11 protein-coding genes and 1 tRNA gene are annotated in these 16,804 nt (G+C 55.4%); 4 read left to right on the top strand and 8 right to left on the bottom strand.

Translation table 11 applies throughout. From position 1 onward, the window contains the following. Nucleotides 1–6: 6 nt before the first annotated feature. Genes pgaD through pgaA form a run of 4 tightly spaced genes read right to left on the bottom strand, consistent with a single transcriptional unit; the run spans nt 7 to nt 6,146 of the window. A complete protein-coding gene (pgaD, locus tag LOC22_RS07085; RefSeq protein ID WP_032655018.1) occupies nt 7–441 on the bottom strand; it encodes a poly-beta-1,6-N-acetyl-D-glucosamine biosynthesis protein PgaD in 435 nt (144 codons plus the stop codon). Then, nucleotides 438–1,769 (bottom strand): poly-beta-1,6-N-acetyl-D-glucosamine synthase, encoded by a 1,332-nt coding sequence (gene pgaC, locus LOC22_RS07080; protein WP_015571860.1) that lies wholly within the window; start codon nt 1,767–1,769, stop codon nt 438–440. Before pgaC ends, pgaD begins: the two co-directional genes overlap by 4 nt. Beyond that, the gene (gene pgaB, locus LOC22_RS07075; protein WP_032655016.1) at nt 1,762–3,699 is read right to left on the bottom strand and encodes a poly-beta-1,6-N-acetyl-D-glucosamine N-deacetylase PgaB; all 1,938 of its coding nucleotides are present in this window, start codon (nt 3,697–3,699) and stop codon (nt 1,762–1,764) included. The genes pgaC and pgaB overlap by 8 nt, the downstream gene beginning before the upstream one ends. 8 nt (nt 3,700–3,707) lie before the next feature. Continuing rightward, nucleotides 3,708–6,146: a poly-beta-1,6 N-acetyl-D-glucosamine export porin PgaA gene (gene pgaA, locus LOC22_RS07070; RefSeq protein ID WP_045338199.1), complete on the bottom strand. Its 2,439-nt coding sequence runs from the start codon at nt 6,144–6,146 to the stop codon at nt 3,708–3,710. Between the two features lie 668 nt (nt 6,147–6,814). Between pgaA and LOC22_RS07065 the strand changes: the two genes are divergently transcribed. Beyond that, a complete protein-coding gene (locus tag LOC22_RS07065) occupies nt 6,815–7,342 on the top strand; it encodes a helix-turn-helix transcriptional regulator (protein WP_045324834.1) in 528 nt (175 codons plus the stop codon). 61 nt (nt 7,343–7,403) lie between these two features. Here LOC22_RS07065 and LOC22_RS07060 read toward each other — a convergent pair whose 3' ends face one another. Both LOC22_RS07060 and LOC22_RS07055 read right to left on the bottom strand, forming a co-directional pair. Next, nucleotides 7,404–10,436, bottom strand: coding sequence for an autotransporter domain-containing protein (locus LOC22_RS07060; RefSeq protein ID WP_230239454.1), 3,033 nt, complete (start codon nt 10,434–10,436; stop codon nt 7,404–7,406). Nucleotides 10,437–10,552: 116 nt separating this feature from the next. Continuing rightward, nucleotides 10,553–10,867: a lipoprotein gene (locus LOC22_RS07055; protein ID WP_017382737.1), complete on the bottom strand. Its 315-nt coding sequence runs from the start codon at nt 10,865–10,867 to the stop codon at nt 10,553–10,555. A gap of 175 nt (nt 10,868–11,042) precedes the next feature. Here LOC22_RS07055 and LOC22_RS07050 point away from each other — a divergent pair, with 175 nt between their 5' ends. Together LOC22_RS07050 and LOC22_RS07045 are read left to right on the top strand one after the other, a co-directional pair. Continuing rightward, nucleotides 11,043–11,675, top strand: coding sequence for a response regulator transcription factor (locus LOC22_RS07050; RefSeq protein ID WP_017692678.1), 633 nt, complete (start codon nt 11,043–11,045; stop codon nt 11,673–11,675). After that, the gene (locus LOC22_RS07045; RefSeq protein WP_230239453.1) at nt 11,672–13,456 is read left to right on the top strand and encodes a hybrid sensor histidine kinase/response regulator; all 1,785 of its coding nucleotides are present in this window, start codon (nt 11,672–11,674) and stop codon (nt 13,454–13,456) included. The genes LOC22_RS07050 and LOC22_RS07045 overlap by 4 nt, the downstream gene beginning before the upstream one ends. Nucleotides 13,457–13,530: 74 nt before the next feature. Here the strand turns inward: LOC22_RS07045 and LOC22_RS07040 are convergent. Together LOC22_RS07040 and LOC22_RS07035 are read right to left on the bottom strand one after the other, a co-directional pair. Then, nucleotides 13,531–13,606, bottom strand: a tRNA-Phe gene (locus LOC22_RS07040). Between the two features lie 95 nt (nt 13,607–13,701). Beyond that, nucleotides 13,702–14,415: a DUF554 domain-containing protein gene (locus tag LOC22_RS07035; RefSeq protein ID WP_003862452.1), complete on the bottom strand. Its 714-nt coding sequence runs from the start codon at nt 14,413–14,415 to the stop codon at nt 13,702–13,704. A gap of 181 nt (nt 14,416–14,596) precedes the next feature. Between LOC22_RS07035 and LOC22_RS07030 the strand changes: the two genes are divergently transcribed. After that, a complete protein-coding gene (locus tag LOC22_RS07030; RefSeq protein WP_058687341.1) occupies nt 14,597–16,735 on the top strand; it encodes an ornithine decarboxylase in 2,139 nt (712 codons plus the stop codon). Nucleotides 16,736–16,804 lie beyond the last annotated feature (69 nt).

The raw sequence follows: 16,804 nt of genomic DNA, 5'->3' as shown, positions 1-16,804 counted from the left end.
GTTTCATTACTGCTCTTCCTCTTCCTGCTGCTCGCTGATCTTCAAATCAATGATCCGGCCAATCTGGTCATGGTAAACCGTCAGCAGGTTGTACTGGCTCATCTCGGACATAATTTGCGGCGTGACGTTAAAACTTTGGGCAAGCTCGTCATGGCGCAACATTTCCGGATGACGCCGCCTCACATGCGCGCGGCGGCGATTGTACTGATACCACAGGATCAGCAGCCAGCCGTTGAACGCGGCAATCAGCAGATAGACCAGCACCGTATTAAAAGAGGCGATAATCACGCTCCAGCGGTGATCGCCCTCCTCGGTTAACTGCATCCACAGCCTGGCGTAAAGGAAAAACAGGAATCCTCCCCAGGCTATCAGCGTTAATGCGGCATCGAAAAGACGCGGTGCCAGCCGCTGTTCAGTCAAAATTAACGTATTCTCGTTCATTGAATGCTCCCTTTACCCCGGTCCGGACTGATCCAGCGCGCGCGGGCGCGTTTACGTTTAAGCATGACTTTCGGAAATGCCACGAGGGTGGTAAACAGGCCAATCATCCAGTACACCATCGGGAACCAGATTACCCAGAACAGCGAGCCTGCCACTTTCCGCTCGTAGCGCCGCTCGATATACAAACTGACGAGGAATTGCAGCAGGCACATCACACCCAGCAGCAGCCCGGTAAACGCCGGGGGAAACAGGCTCGCAACGGCCAGGTTCGCGGGAAGAGGGATAATATGGCTGAGAATGAACAACACCACGGTTGCCCCATAGGCAAACGCCCACAGCGTTGATAGCGCGTACTCAAGAAACAGGGGCCACATGCGATGATGCTCCCAGCGGGCCATCTTGCGCAGGTTAACCAGAAACACCTCTGCCCCCCCCTGCGCCCAGCGCAGACGCTGTTTCCACAGCCCCTTTAGCGTCTCCGGCATCAGGATCCAGCACAGTGCCCGCGGCTCGAAAAAGATATCCCAGTGGCGAAGCTGAAGCTTCCAGCTTATGTCGATATCCTCTGTGATCATGTCCGGGCTCCAGTACCCGACATCCGCCAGCGCCTGTCGGCGAAAGGCGGCGATGACGCCGGAGACGGTAAAGACCCGGCCATAGATCCGCTGCGTTCGCTTGATAAGGCCAATAATGGAAGAAAACTCGCCCACCTGAATGCGGCCAATCAGCGTTGAGCGCGTGCGAATACGCGGATTCCCGGTGACGGCCCCAACGTGGGGATACTGAATCAGCGGTGCCACCAGATACGCCGCGGTGTCGCGGTCGAGCAGGGCGTCGCCGTCAATGCAGACCAGCAAATCGCCCCGGGCCGCCGCAGCGCCGGCCTTGAGCGCCACGGCTTTCCCCTGGTTCTCCGCGAGATTAATCACCCGCAGGCGCGGTTGCTCTCGCGCCAGCTGTTGCAGTACCTCCGCCGTGTTATCAGAAGAACCGTCGTTGATGGCGATAACTTCCACATTCCAGTACCGCTGACCCAGCGCGGCGCTAATGGTCTCCCGTGCGTTGCGTTCCTCATTGAAGCAGGGAATAAGAATCGAGATTAACGGCTCACCGGCTAAGGCGGGGGCGGGTGTTGCGTTATCCCACGACCAGTGCCGTTCAAGCTGAAACCAGAAATAGAGGCCGCCGGTTACCCAGAGCACGGACATAAACAGCGGCCAGAAAAAGACAAAGTCCAGAATCAGTTCGCCGGTAAACAGCGCGGCTACGCCTAACGGCAACCCGAATACCAGACACAAAATAGAGAAGGCGATAATGCGATCAGTCATTGTCAGGATACCAGTACGAAGAAAATTCAGGTCTGATACGTGAGATATCAGGTTGGTTGTTGAGGAAGTCGTCGGGGTAATAACCGTAATTTTTGATGCCGTTCAGCTGGAGCACCCGCATCCACTCCATCAGACGTTCATCGGCTACGGCACGCTGCGGTTTCTGTGCCCAGTCCCTGGCCTGTAGCTCAAAAATCGTTTTATTCAGCGCGCCGGGGCGTGCGGCGACGGCTTTGACTAAACGCGTCAGCCAGGCATTGCTCTCTTCTGCCGGGACGGACTCCATCAGCGGCATTGCCATCGGCACCGTCCAGTCGTAGGCCGCCAGAAAATCATCGAGATTTTGCGCAAACCATGCCTCGCTTTCCGGCTCGAGAATGGGCAACGCGAACATGTTCCGCGCGGTTTTGATCTGCGGGCCACGGATGTTTTTCACCGCCTGGCTCAGGGTGCGTGTAAAGCCGATAAGTCGCTGACTCTTCTGTCGGGTCGTGTCCTGTCCTGCATCGTCAACGTCCGTCAGCACCGCGTCGTCATGAAATAAGATGCCATTGAAGCTGGCATAGCGGGCCAGATCTTCATAGATCTCCGTCACCTGCTGGCGAACCTGCGGACTCCAGGGGGAGAGCCTGATATAGGGCTCGGCGGCCACGGTCAACTCTCCCGTTTGACGATCCCGGCGCTGCACGCGCGGCAAGGCTGGACTGAGATCGAAAGAGAGAACCGGCATCCACGCGAAGACTTTCACTCCCGCGCGGGTTTGTAGCTGCCAGGCGACAAAATTAAAGAGATCGGCCCGGACCGGGAGCCGACGGTTGGGGAAATAGAGCGCATCGATCCTGCCGTCGCCCCGCGGATCCGAAAACGCCTGGAGAAACACATGGCTGATTTTCATGTCGTAGACCCGCTGGACGAGTTTGTTGATGTTTTTCGTCTGCTGGGCCGGATCGGGATCGTAGACGTAATCGAGATCAACATGCATGACGCGCACCGGGTCAAACTCCTGAACGCGGCTAATCGTGTTGGCAAAGGTTTTTATCGACGGATTTCCGGCGATCAGCAGGCGCGGGATGTTGCCGAGGTCGCGCACGTTTCCCAGCCCGTCCTCCAGGGTAAAGGCCAACTGATAGCCCTGTTTTTGGGCGATAGCGAGCGACGTACCGTTGGCAGCCCCATAGGGCCACACCCAGGCACGCGGCGCTTTTCCCGTCACCTGGGTGATTTTATCGGTGACTTTGCGTACGTCTGCGGCGATCCGCTGGTTGAAGTGTTCATCGGTTTCGTAATGCCCCGTCGCGTTATCGAAAAAACGGTTGGCGATGGCGGGTTCACGGCTTCCCTGCGGGTTGGCCGGAATGCCGTAATGCGAGGCCCAGGTATGCGAGCCAATCTCAATCAGCGGGGACTGGCTGAGCTCGTGAACCATATCCCAGGTGGCAAAGCGATCGCGGGGCGTCATCAGACCGCCGAAGTTAACTTTTTGATTTGCCGGCGTATCCACCCAACTGCCCACCGGCGCCCACAGCGCAGGAACGTTCCAGGCCTGAAGCAGAGGCCAGACCCGGGTGTAAAAGCTGCTGTAGCCGTCGTCAAAGCTGAGCAAAACGGCTTTCGGCGGCAGCGCTTTTTTCCCTTCATGCGCATCCAGAATGTCCTGCACGCTGATGGCGTGATAGCCGTTGTGCAAAAGCCAGCTTATCTGCTCGTTTAACGCGCTGGTGCGAACGGAGAGGTAGCGCTGATCGGCGGCATCATCTTCAACGTCGTGGTAGGCCAGGACCAGAAACTGATTCTCCGGCCAGGGTTTGCTGGCCTCCAGCTGCGGCCTCTCTTCAGGGGCCATAAAGGATAGCGGCTGCGCGCAGAGGCTCGCGCTGAGGCAGAGCCAGCCGATGACGATCAGGCTTACAGAAAAACGTGTGTTCAGCATATTCATCCTTAAAAGCGTAAAGTCGCATCTAACGTGACGGAGAGATTGCTCTCGCGTTTGCCGTCGTAAGGGCGCTTATCCCAGTTCAGCATCACGCCAGTATCGACAACGTTGTTCCACTGGATGCGTTGCCCGTAACCCAGCAGGGTAACGGCACCCGCGGACTGATTTTTCTGCCAGTAGCTGCCCCCTCCTGCCACGAACTGCTGGCTCCAGAGGGTGTCGTAGTGGCGGTACATCTCATGGTCAACGGACAGGGCAGCCGTCACGGACAGATCCCGTGCCGGGTTGTAATAGAGCGTATTCCGCAGGCTGTTTTTACTGGCGGCGATCCCCGGTTCGAGATCCAGCGTCAGGGTCGGGGTCTGCCAGAGACGCTCTTTCCCAGAGAGGGTGTATTCCTGACGGCGGTTGTGGTCTGAGAAGCGGCTGACGGCGGCGTTGAACTGGTATTCACGTCGCTCGTTTTGATACCAGCGCACCCCACCTTCACCCCGGTTGGCGCTGATCCCATTGCGTAATGCCCGTAAGGGTGTGGCGCGTGACAAGCGTTCGAGGTTACCGCTGACCTGCCAGTGATCACTCAGGCTGTAGGTTGTTGAGAGCCGTGCGCCCGGCCTGTTTGTACCGTGATAGCGGTTGCTGGAGAGCTCGGCTTCGAGCGTGAGGTCACGGGGGCGCCACTCAACGCCGCCCAGCAGGTGGCGGCTGATGCCTTTACCTTCGTCGAAATTCCCCTGGGCATAGCGGGCGCCGGCAAACAGCCGCCAGTTATCCGCCACGGGCGGGCCATAGAGCGTGGCGTCCCAGCTCATATCGTGGCTACCGCTGACGGGGTTATCTGAGTGCAATCCTTTACCCGCATTCAGACGCAGCTCAGACATGTGGTGGACCGCTCTGAGCCTGTCCAGGCGACGGGCGCTGCGATCGGCGGGGGCGCGAGCAATCACGTCAGCAGCCAGTAAATCCATCTGGCGCCACTCCTGAAGGTCCATTGCGACGTAAGCCTGCTGTTTTTCAAGCTCCAGATTCGCGGGTTCAAGCGCCTCTGCTCGTTTAAGCTTTTGCTCGGCCGCGCGCGGCAGGCCTCTGGCCTGAAGCAGGGCGGCATAATCAATCTGTAACCCCTGATTTCCCGGCGCCGTTGATGCCAGACGATACGACAGCTTTTCGGCCTCCGGCAGGGCGTTGGTCGCCAGCAAATAGTTAAGTTTGAGAGACTGTCCGGTGAGCCACCGATCGTTCGGCTGAGCGGTCGGGGATCCGAAATCGTAGCGGGTCCAGGGAACGCTGCGGGTCTCGCGCTCAACGTAGTGGCGGGCGGTCTGATACTGCCCCGTATCCAGCCAGGCGTAGAAAAGCGCATGCTCCTCATCCTGCGGATCGGAGGCGTAGTGTGGATAGCGTTGCACAAGCGAGAAGGCGGCGACGGTGTTTTTCTCCTGCAAATATGCCGAGATCACCCAGCCGATGGCCCAGTCCGGTACCGGATGCTGTGCGGCCGTCAGCGCCTCATATTCGCTAATGACCTGCCGGTAATTACCCTGCGCATACAGGGCGCCAAGCCGATCGATACGTGCAAGGACGACGTCTTCAGCCGCCTGCGGTTCGTTTTGCCAGCGGGAAAGCAGGGCGTGATAGCGATCTAACGCGTTTTGTGCCAGCCGCAGGCGCTCTTTCTCCGTTCTGCCAGGCACATCCGCCAGGCGTACCCTTTCAGCCGCGGCGTTACGCTCAAGGCGGCGGCGCTCCGCGGGAGACATCGCCGCGCTTTGCGACAGCCAGAGTGCAGGCGTGCTTACCCGGTTTTCCGTTAACGCATCGATCGTCTCGCGAAGAAGGGCATTATTCCCGGGAGCGGCGTTCAGTGCGCGCATGTCCGCCAGCAGCCGGTCCCCGTTTTTTCCCTGGCGCATCCAGACATAGGAGAGCGTCTCAAGGTGCGCGGGAGAAGGATTGTCCTTAACCAGCCGCCGGGCTTCCGAAAGCGCGAGGCGATCTCTGCGGGCATCGGCCAGGGTCTTAACATAGCCGATGCGGTAATCGTCGTTATCCGGCGCAAGGCTGAGCGCCTCTTTCCACAGCGATAAGGCGGATGGCCAGGCTTTTTGGTTTCTTCTGGATTGGGCGACAGCAGCGATGGCGCGAGCGGGCAGCGGCATATAAATACCATAACGCTGCCAGACCCGGATAACCTCATCATCGCGTCCTGCCCAGGAGGCTACCTGTAACCAGTCCGCAACCTGTCCGGGTGTTAAAGCATGCTGTTGCTCATAGCGCTGTAGGTAATCAAGAAACAGAGCGTAATTACCGTTACGTGCCTGTTGTATCTGATGCTCATAAACGGATTCATCAGCCTGAACCAGAACAGGAAAGAGTAAAAGCAGGAGCAATAATATTGTGGTGCGATAAAAGAATAACGTAGTGAAGCTAAGCGATCTTTCCATATCTATTTGCCATTTGTTTATCGTGAATCCATTGCATAACACGGCCGCCTTTTAACTCTGTGTTAAAGGGCATAAAGGAGAACATTAAATCTGAATGATGCTACGTTATGGGGTACTTACTTAAAGGTAATTATGAGCCCTCATCTCAGTGGTCTGATTGGGCTTAATGTACACCCGATATGTTGGGGGATAAATAAGTTGAAAAGCGGCTGGGAGGTTTTGAGATAATTCTGGAAGAAGTAAGTTTTTTAGATAATTCAGTGCAGGATTGTTCTTTTTAACTGATTGATGTTAAATGTTTTTTCTTTCTCTGCTTCCTGTTTTGTTATATTCGAAATGAAGTTCTGCTGAGTTAATTAAAGTACTTTCTGGTACATGTTTGGGAAGTTTCATGACAAAAATTCTTAATGTTCAGAGAAGTGACTTTTCTGAAATTCTTTTTTATTTATAATTAACGACAGACATTGAGTGATAGTCTGCAAAAAGTCTAGCTCACCAATGTCATATTGAGGGATGATCAAAGCCAGAAAACATTTGCCGTAAATGTAAAGCGCTATAAACGAAAGCGTTCTTGTTTCTTAAGAGGCGGGCTTGCTTTAATCTAAAAGGGATGGTTAGTGGCGACTTCAATAGTGTTAGTGACTCAGGATTGTTTCCTTGTCAGGGGGATGCGGCTATTTTTCCCGGATATAATTTGCCTCAGTTCGATAGACAGAAACATATTTGATACCGACGCAAATGAATATACTGTACTGATTGATAGCCGTACGCCGCTCCGTTTATATGATTACCTGATACGCCATCCGGCCAGAACGAGAAAAACGATCTGCTGCGTTATGCTGGATATGCGTCCTCGAGAGGAGGATCTTCTCAGTATGAAGCTGTTTATGAACACGTCGCTTACGGCTCCGGATATGGCGTCGTTATTCAATCTGGTGCTTGATATGAAAGGCAGGCGTCTGACAACCAAATGGCTGCTTAACTTACGGCTGAGTCGACACGAAGCGATAATGATCAGGTTGCTGAAGGCAGGGAGGTCAATGGAAGAGATTGCAGATAAGCTGAATATGTCGGTTAAAAGCCTCTATCGCAAGCGAACGGTGCTGTCGGAGCGGTTAGGAGCAGGTAACTTCAACGAGGCGTGTTTGTTTATCTTTAAAAACAAACTGCTGGACGTGGTTGGGAACGATCCCTAGCTTCGTCAGAAGCCAAAAGCAGAAACCCGCCACGAGGGCGGGTTCTTTTAATGGAAATAATTCAGAACGACCAGCGCAGATTGGCGTTAACAGAGTTGACGCGGGTATCCGCACCATATTGTCCCTGGTAACCCACATCCAGCGTCGCAGCACGCGACAGCTGTACGCTCACGCCGATATCACCGACCATCACATCCTCATCCACGGCCTGTCCCTGAGTAATGAACGCGTCGCTGCCCGCAAACGCCATGCGCGAAGAGGTATTCTTATCGCCATAGGCGTGCTGCCAGCCCAACGAACCGTAGAGGTTAACGTGCTTCGGCAACTCGGTCACACCGCGCAACCCGAGTGTCGTATAGAAGGTGTTCATCGTTTCGTTACGGACGCTCAGCGCAGCGGCACCGCCGTCTTCCCTGAAGCTGTCGGTATGCAGCCGGATGTACGATAAATTGACGAACGGCTCAATATTCCTGTCTGGCTGGCCGAAACGGTAGCCCGCTTCGGTGAACGCCAGCAGGGAGTTCGCGTCGTAATCTGACTTCAGCCGATCCGAGAAGCCGCTGAAATCAACATTGCGCTCGCCTTCGATCTTGTGCCAGGTGTAACCCAGCGCGCCGCGAAGGGAGAACGCATCCTGTTGACCCGCCGCATACAGACCAAGGTGATAGTTGTCGGTATCCGTTGAGGAGCGACGGCTGTCGACGTCATAATCACCCCGGCTGTAGCCGAAGTAGCCGCCGACACGCACGTTATGGTCCGCCAGTTTGCGATCTGCCCCCAGCAGGAAGCCGGTGGTGTTGCCGTCCAGCTTGCCCACGTTACCGTCGCCGCTGTTTCGGCTCCAGGAGCTGAAGGTCTGGCCCCAGACGCCATTGTTTTGCGGCTCCGGCTGCTGCACCAGCGACATGGCTAACGGTGGTATCGGCAGGCTGTCGTTATCAAACGCGCGCTGCATCCGCTGGTTTAACACGTTAAACACCTGCGTGCTGCCAGCGATCAGGTTGGACTGCATTGACGGATAAACTTCACCAGAAAGCTGGTTGAACGCCTCGCGCGCTTCCGGTGCGCTCAGCAGAAGCAGCGAGTTATACAGCGCCAGCGACGGGCCGCTTTGCGTCAGCGTGGAGAGCGCGCCTGCGGTATTCCACTGGTTGCTGCTTTGGGCCACGGTCTGGAAAATGCCCGGCTTGCCGCTGCCCGGGTTTTCACCGCCAGGATTCTCACCGCCCGGGTTTTCACCACCAGGATTTTCGCCTCCGGGGTTTTCACCGCCAGGATTCTCACCGCCAGGGTTTTCGCCTCCGGGGTTTTCTCCTCCAGGATTCTCGCCACCGGTCTCTTTCTGCGCGATGGTCAGATCGACGGCGTTGGTGCTTTGCTTAAGCGCCACGTCGAGGAATGCGGATTTGGAGATCGCTCCGGCGAACTCACCGTCGATTCCCCCGTCGGAGGTCAAAATGCGGTAGCTTTGGCCCGTTTTATAGCTGGTTTGCGGATCCAGCGCGGTGACCTGTACCTTAGCCTGATTGCTGATGGTGGTTTTGCCCGATACCAGTAGCTGGTCGCTGCGGCCATCTGCTGCGATATCGACGTCATAGAAGGATTCGCCGATAAAGTTCAGATAGCGTTTCAGCGTCAACGTACCGATATTGCCGTCGCCGGGCGAGATATGTCCGCCGGACAGGATCTCGGTCTGGCCCAGCGTCCCGTTGCCGCCCAGCGTTCCGCCGGACTTGATTGACGCGGCACTGCTGTAACCCACCCCGTTGCTGACGTCTGAACCCGCCGTCGCGTTGAGGATCAGCGTACCGCCGTTCTCCGCGCTAAGGGTCTGGACGTCAAAGATATCGTCTTCTGGCTGGGTATTAATATTGCTGGCAAGGATGACTTTACCGCCCCGCGCGGTTACGTTCGCCTTGAGTGCGGAAAGATCGCCGTTCAGCGTCGTCTGCCCGGAGGTATTGATCACATCACCTTCACCGCTCATCGTGTTGCTGAAGAGGTAATTTCCGTCGGTATGGTTGAAGTAGACATAGCTGCCGAACAGTCCGCCACGCAGGCTGATTGCCGTCTTCGCATCGAGGGTACCTGCGCCGCCCGCCGTGCCAAGCGTTGGCTCAGTTAAACCCGTGCCGGTGTCCATATTGCCGCGGCTGCCGATGATGAGCGCACCCCGGTTCGAGCCGGAACCCGATGTCCCCACGATCAGCGCATTGCTGCCAGCGGAAAATGAACCGCCGTCAATCACAGACAGCACGCCATTGCCGTAATCGCCCACGCTCACGCTGCTGCCGCTGGTAAAGCGCGAGTCCTTGCCCGCAATAACCAGCTCGGCGGTTTTCCCTGCCCCGGAGACGCCCGCCACCTGCACGCCGCCAACGTTAACCACCCCGCCGTTCAGCACGTCCAGGTCGCCATAAAGCGTCAACGTACGGCCAACGTTCCACTGTGACCCGCTCCCCGTGACGGTGGCTTTCGGGCTCAGCGTGTCGGTTTCACCCGGTCCGGTACCGTTGCCGATGCGTGCATCGTAAGCGGTATTGAGCGCAGCGCCGTCTTCAATCGCAAGCGTGGAGCGTGCGCCCAGATCGGTGCCTACGCTAAGAAAATTACTGGTCACACGAGAGCCGGCACCCGTGGCGATTAGGTGGCTGTCGTAGCCGCGGGTGGTGCCGACAACGATCTCCTTCGCGCTTGCCAGCGCGCCCTCTTCGACTCGCAGGGTGCCGAGGCCAAGATTCAGGTCGCCGCGCAGGACGTACCGATCGTTCACCGCGTTAAGCTCAGCGTCTGGCCCACGGACCGTGACCACGCTTTCATAAATTTGGCCGTCGAACAGCCGACCGATATTGATGTTATAGGCGGTGATTTTGCCATTATCGATCAGCAGGTTTCCGCGTTGGTTACGTCCAACATAAACATCTCCGGTGTAACCCAGCGTTTCGGTAATACGCGACTCGCCATCAAAAAAGGCATCGGCTGCACGCGCGACATCGGCAGGTAAAAAAAGTAACAGCGGCGCGGAAAATAGAGCGAGGTAAAGTCTGGAAAGCGGTGTCTTAACCGCTAAAGAATGTGATGTAGAGTTATTCACGGGCTATCTCCGTACTCATTAGCATGATGTCAGGAACATCGTTTTTATATGAAAACTCAGATACGTCAGATAACGTAAAAGGCGTTATTTCAGTACGCCTTTTGATGTGGCGTTAATTATTTATGTGTGACAACTGGTGTACAGGTTGGCGCGCTCAGCGTCGGTGCAGATCCTAAAATTCCCGGCATCATCATCGATGAACAATCGAAAATACGCCCTTTTTCTGTCGTGGCGCGATAAGAGAGTTTTTGTCCTCCCAGTGCGTCCGGCTGGGCGCCATTAACGTTGGATACGGTTATTTCATCCGATGAGCCCAGTCCCAGCATTTTAGCGGTCTCCGCCTGTAGGAGAGGAATAGCCTGATCGGTTTTCAACGTGGAACAACCGGCTAGCATCAACGTAACGGTTAAAACGATTAGTGGTTTTTTCATAAATTATCCTTGATATCCAACCAGTTAATTTCACTGATTGTATTTATGTTTTCTTTTACCCAAATCAGCGAATAATATATTTCTCTTTCCTAATCGAAAAAACCCTCCTAAAGTAGGGTGGGTAGATAATAATTCATCTGTACTCTAAGATATGCGAAGGTAAAAGGAGGCTCCTTTGGGACAGAATTATGCGTTAGTCGTTGATGACCATCCATTGGTAGCAAGCGGCATCGCCAATTTTCTGATTACACATTGCCAGTTTAAACAGGCGTGTGTGGTGACGAATGAGGATGATTGCTACCGCCAAATTAGGGATCATGGCCCGCCACGTTTGCTGGTAATCGATTTTTGGCTCTCTTCCGGAACGGCCCTGAAATTACTCAAAGAAGTAAAGCAACTTTACCCACAGGTACGACTCCTGGTGGTCAGCGGGGATGACAATAATGATATCTGGCGCAAAGTTAATGCCGCCGGGGGGCACGGTTTTGTATTGAAAAGCGAGCCACCTGAGATGTTCTCTCGGGCCGTTTTCGCACTCACTGATAATCAGACCTGGTTTCCTGAGGGAAACGAAATTTCCGTTAAGACGAATAATGAGAAGTTAAGTAAATTTAACTTAACGCCGCGACAAATAGACGTGTTAAATATGATTATGCGCGGCCTGCCAAATAAGCGCATCGCCGCGCAGCTTTCAATTTCTGAGCCCACGGTCAAAGAACACATCAGCAATATATTGAAAAAGATAGGCGTTAACAGCCGGGTCGAAGCCATCACGCTTCTGCATGGCAAGCAGGAACCGTCGGAATGAGGTTTTTCCAGAGCTTACAAAATGATGGTATCTCTGCTCCGGCGCAGATCCGTTTGCTAAACAACACCTTTCTGCGGCTGGTATTTAGCTTTAGTGCGGTGCCCTTTGTTGGTATTCCTTTCGCTATCTGGATTTATATGCTTGGGGACGAACTCGGCCCAACGATTATCTGGATAATTATTTATCTGCTATGTGCCGTGGCGATACGACTATTGCACCGACGCTATCAGCGTGAAGCGAAAGAAAACGGTGAAAGGGACGTTCTGCGACGCTGGCTTCCGCGTATTAATAATATCGCCTTTATTCACGGGCTGGGAATTTCATCACTCTATTTAATTACGCCACAGACGCAGAATTTTGACTTTTTCCTGTTACTTAATATCAGCATCGCCGCCATCGTCGCCGCCAATGCGACGCATCTGACGCCTGTCATCAGTACCTTTACGCGTTTTTTCTTCGCCTCCTGGGGGGTGCTGAACCTCGGTATTATCTGGCGGCTGGATGAGTTGATGTTCATCGTGCTCATGCTGAATCTGCTTTACGGCTTCGCAATTTACCGCCATGCGTTAACTTCCCATGCGTTCTTTATTCAGCAAGCGCTGCTTGAGGAAAAAAGCTCACGCCTGGCGGAACAGTTTCGTCAGGCCAAAGAGGACGCGGAGCAGGCACTGCTGGATAAAAATCAGTTTCTGACCACCGCCAGCCACGATCTGCGCCAGCCCGTACACGCAATGGGCTTTCTGATCGAAGCCATCCTCCACCGAAACCGGGACGACAGCCTGACGCCGCAACTCCTTGACCTTCAGCAGAGCGTGCGCTCGGTGCATTTAATGCTCAATTCTCTGCTCGATCTCAGCAAAATAGAATCCGGGAATGTCCTCTCTGCCCCGACCAAAGTGGATATCGGTGCTCTGCTCGACTCGGTCATCACGCTGTTTCGCGAAGAGGCCAACAGCCGCGCGCTTAGGCTGTGCATCCGGCGGCCTAAACGCTATATCTACGTGATGGGCGATCCGCTGCTGGTGCGACAGTCCCTGATTAACCTGATTCAAAACGCCCTTCGCTACACGCTCCAGGGCGGGGTGCTGGTCGCCATCCGACCGCGCGGTGATGAGTGTATGGTGGAGGTGTGGGACACGGGAGTCGGTATCGCCGATGAAGAGAAGGGCAAAATCTTCTCACCTTACTACCGCCCCGAGCTGGCATGGAAGATCGACAGCGCCGGACACGGGCTGGGACTGGCCGTCGTTGCCCGTTGTGCCAAGATGATGAAGGTGAAATACGGGATGCAATCCATTGAAGGTAAAGGCTCACGCTTCTGGATGCGCTTTACCCAATATGCTGGCGAAGACATCGTGCTGGACACCCCGCCCGCCGCTGATAACACCGCCACGCCGGTACGCTATGCGCCGCTGCACGGTTCCTGCCTGGTCGTCGATGACGACCCGCTGGTGACTTCTGCCTGGGAGAGCCTGATGAGCGTCTGGGGAATCGACGTACGCTGTGCGGCCTCCGCTGAAGAAGCGTTTGCCATCATCGACGACGGCTTTACGCCGTTCGCCGTGCTGTGCGACCAGCGCCTGCGATCCGGCGAAAGCGGCTTCGATATCCTGAAAGCGCTTTTTGAACGTCTGCCGGATATGAGCGGCGCGATAGTCAGCGGCGAATTTAATTCACCGGTTCTGCTGGAGGCGGAGCAGGAGGGGTACCTGGTGCTCCGCAAGCCTCTGGAGCCGGCTAAACTGCATGCGCTGCTGACGCAGTGGTCGGGGTGTCGTTAAGGGAATGCAGAAGTAGTGGTTCTGGCGGGCTTAGAAAGCAAAAACCCCCGCCAAAGGCGAGGGTTCGAAATAAGTGGTGCCCGGACTCGGAATCGAACCAAGGACACGGGGATTTTCAATCCCCTGCTCTACCGACTGAGCTATCCGGGCAACGGGGCGCATTAAACCCGATCCTCCTTCCGGCGTCAACGAAATTTGTTGCTTTCGGTGCAGACTGCACACTCTCTCACCATTTCGTCGCAAACTTAAGCGAAAAAGTGCGTCCAGAGCGCGGAAAGCGGCATCGCGAGCAGCAGGGCAGGGAGCATGTTCACCACTGCAAACATCTTAATGCCACAGATGCGCAGCCCTGTCGCCAGCAGCAACAGGCCGCCGACGGCGGTAAAGTCTGCCATCATCGCTGGCGTTGTCAGCGGCAGGATCAGCGTGGCGCAGGTGGCGAGCGCCAGCTGAATAAGCAACATCGGCACACAAATCGCGGCGACGGCGATGCCGAGGGTGGTGGCAAAGATGGTGGCAGTAAAGAAATCCAGAAACGCTTTCGCAATCAATATGCTGGGATCGCCGGTCATCCCTTCCTGCATCGAACCGAATATCCCCGTGCCGCTGGCGCAGAACAGAATAATGATCGCAACGTAGTTCTGAATAAACGACTCGTGCGTGCCGTGCTTCGCCTTGCCCGGTCGGGCAATCAGATTTTTGGCTTTGCCTACCGCGTGATTAATGCCTTTTTCCAGATAGCAAAACTCGCCGATCAGCGCGCCGAGCAGCGTCGCCAGTACCATCACCGGCAGGTTGGCGCATTTCACCACTAAAAGGATACCAATCCCTAATGACGCCAGGCCAAATATAGAGGGCATAGAGACGCGAATACGCTCTGGCAAGCGCTGACTTAATACTGCCCCAAGTACACCGCCCAGCAATACGGCTCCCGCATTGATAAAGGGTCCAATTACCACGTTTAACTCCTGTTATTTAAGCACTGGCATTGCATGATTATGGCACGTTCGTCCCTGATTACGCTTAGCTTTGGGAGGCGTAACGCATACTGATTCCTTCTTGCACCTGAAAATAAAAGGTGACATGATTGCGCGAATTTTCTCCTTCCTGTCTCACCGTTCGGTGAGGGTGTTTGCGCTTATGAAAACCATGAAAATTGCCGTCAGCCGTGAGCTGGTATCCAAAGTTTCTACGCATCGCGAAAAAGTTATGCTGGATAACACTGATTTCACCGATGTGGCGGCAGTCGTCATTACGGTTGTTGAAAGCTACAGCGGCATTCTCGCATTGCTGAAGCGTACGGGCTTTCAGTTACCGGTTTTTTTGTTCTCAACAGAGCCAGGAGAGGTGCCAGAGGGTGTCACGGCGATCATCTCGGGTAAAGCACAGGAATTGCTGGAACTGGAATCTGCCGCCTGCCGGTATGAAGAGAACCTGCTGCCACCCTTTTTTGACACCCTGAGCCAGTATGTGGCGATGGGAAACAGCACCTTTGCCTGTCCGGGTCACCAGCACGGTGCCTTTTTCAAAAAACACCCGGCGGGGCGGCAGTTCTATGATTTCTTCGGTGAGAACGTTTTTCGCGCCGACATGTGCAACGCCGACGTTAAGCTGGGCGATCTGCTGATCCACGAAGGCTCCGCCAAGCACGCGCAAAAGTTCGCGGCGAAAGTATTCAACGCGGACAAAACCTACTTTGTGCTGAACGGCACGTCGGCGGCCAACAAGGTGGTGACCAACGCGCTGCTGACCCGCGGCGACCTGGTGCTGTTCGATCGTAACAACCATAAGTCCAACCATCATGGGGCGCTGATCCAGGCCGGGGCAACGCCTGTCTATCTTGAGGCAGCCCGTAATCCGTTTGGTTTTATCGGCGGGATTGATGAGCACTGCTTTGATGAGGCCTGGCTGCGGGAACTGATCCGTGACGTCGCGCCGCAGAAAGCCGCCGAGGCGCGCCCGTTCCGTCTGGCGATCATTCAGCTCGGCACCTACGATGGCACGATCTACAACGCCCGTCAGGTGATCGACAAGATCGGTCACCTTTGCGACTACATCCTCTTTGACTCCGCCTGGGTCGGCTACGAGCAATTTATCCCGATGATGGCGGAAACGTCTCCGCTTCTGCTGGAACTGAACGAGAACGATCCGGGAATTTTCGTGACCCAGTCGGTCCACAAGCAGCAGGCCGGGTTCTCGCAAACGTCGCAGATCCATAAAAAGGATAACCATATTCGCGGTCAGTCGCGCTTCTGCCCGCACAAGCGGTTGAACAATGCGTTCATGCTGCATGCCTCCACCAGCCCGTTTTACCCGCTGTTTGCGGCGCTGGACGTGAACGCCAAGATCCACGAGGGCGAGAGCGGACGCAGGCTGTGGGCGGAGTGCGTCGAGCTGGGCATTGAAGCGCGCAAGGCCATCATCGCCAACTGCAATATGATCAAACCGTTTATCCCGCCGGTGGTGGCGGGGCGGCCATGGCAGGATCACCCCACACAGGCTATCGCCAGCGAGCGTCGCTTCTTTAGTTTTGAACCGGGTGCAAAATGGCACGGTTTTGAAGGCTATGCCCGCGAGCAGTATTTCGTCGATCCGTGCAAGCTGCTGCTGACCACGCCGGGCATTGATGCTGAAACAGGTCACTATACCGATTTCGGCATTCCGGCGACCATTCTCGCCCACTACCTGCGCGAGAACGGCATTGTGCCGGAGAAGTGCGATCTCAACTCCATCCTGTTCCTGCTGACGCCAGCCGAGAGCGCGGAGAAGCTAATGCAGCTGGTGGCAATGCTGGGGCAGTTTGAACAGCATATTGAAGACGACACACCGCTCGCGGATGTGCTTCCGACTATCTATCAGAAATACCCGGTGCGTTACCGCGACTACACGATCCGTCAGCTGTGCCAGGAGATGCACGATCTCTACGTCAGCTTTAACGTGAAGGATTTACAGAAGGCGATGTTCCGTCAGGAGAGTCTGCCTGCCGTGGTGATGAACCCGCAGGATGCCAACCAGGAGTACATTCGCGGGAACGTCGAACTGGTGCGTATTCGTGACGCCGAAGGACGCATTGCCGCCGAAGGTGCGCTGCCATACCCGCCGGGTGTGCTGTGTGTGGTGCCCGGGGAAGTCTGGGGTGGAGCAGTACAGCGCTATTTCCTGGCGCTGGAAGAGGGCATTAATATGCTGCCGGGTTTCTCGCCAGAGTTGCAGGGCGTTTACAGCGAGAAAGATGCGGACGGGATTAAGCGGCTGTATGGATACGTATTGAATGTCTGAACGTAGGCCGGGTAAGCGTTAGCGCCACCCGGCGAGTGCCCGGCGGCGCAAGCTTACCGGGCCTACAAT

Source organism: Enterobacter sp. AN-K1, assembly GCF_020971765.1.
Lineage (GTDB): Bacteria > Pseudomonadota > Gammaproteobacteria > Enterobacterales > Enterobacteriaceae > Enterobacter > Enterobacter hormaechei_C.
This window is presented reverse-complemented; position numbering and strand designations above follow the sequence as displayed.

Excerpts from the sequence above, each read along its gene's own strand:
- pgaD (WP_032655018.1), bottom strand. The coding sequence starts at position 441 with ATGAACGAGAATACGTTAATTTTGACTGAACAGCGGCTGGCACCGCGT.
- pgaC (WP_015571860.1), bottom strand. The coding sequence starts at position 1,769 with ATGACTGATCGCATTATCGCCTTCTCTATTTTGTGTCTGGTATTCGGG.
- pgaB (WP_032655016.1), bottom strand. The coding sequence starts at position 3,699 with ATGCTGAACACACGTTTTTCTGTAAGCCTGATCGTCATCGGCTGGCTC.
- pgaA (WP_045338199.1), bottom strand. The coding sequence starts at position 6,146 with ATGGAAAGATCGCTTAGCTTCACTACGTTATTCTTTTATCGCACCACA.
- LOC22_RS07065 (WP_045324834.1), top strand. The coding sequence starts at position 6,815 with ATGCGGCTATTTTTCCCGGATATAATTTGCCTCAGTTCGATAGACAGA.
- LOC22_RS07055 (WP_017382737.1), bottom strand. The coding sequence starts at position 10,867 with ATGAAAAAACCACTAATCGTTTTAACCGTTACGTTGATGCTAGCCGGT.
- LOC22_RS07045 (WP_230239453.1), top strand. The coding sequence starts at position 11,672 with ATGAGGTTTTTCCAGAGCTTACAAAATGATGGTATCTCTGCTCCGGCG.
- LOC22_RS07030 (WP_058687341.1), top strand. The coding sequence starts at position 14,597 with ATGAAAACCATGAAAATTGCCGTCAGCCGTGAGCTGGTATCCAAAGTT.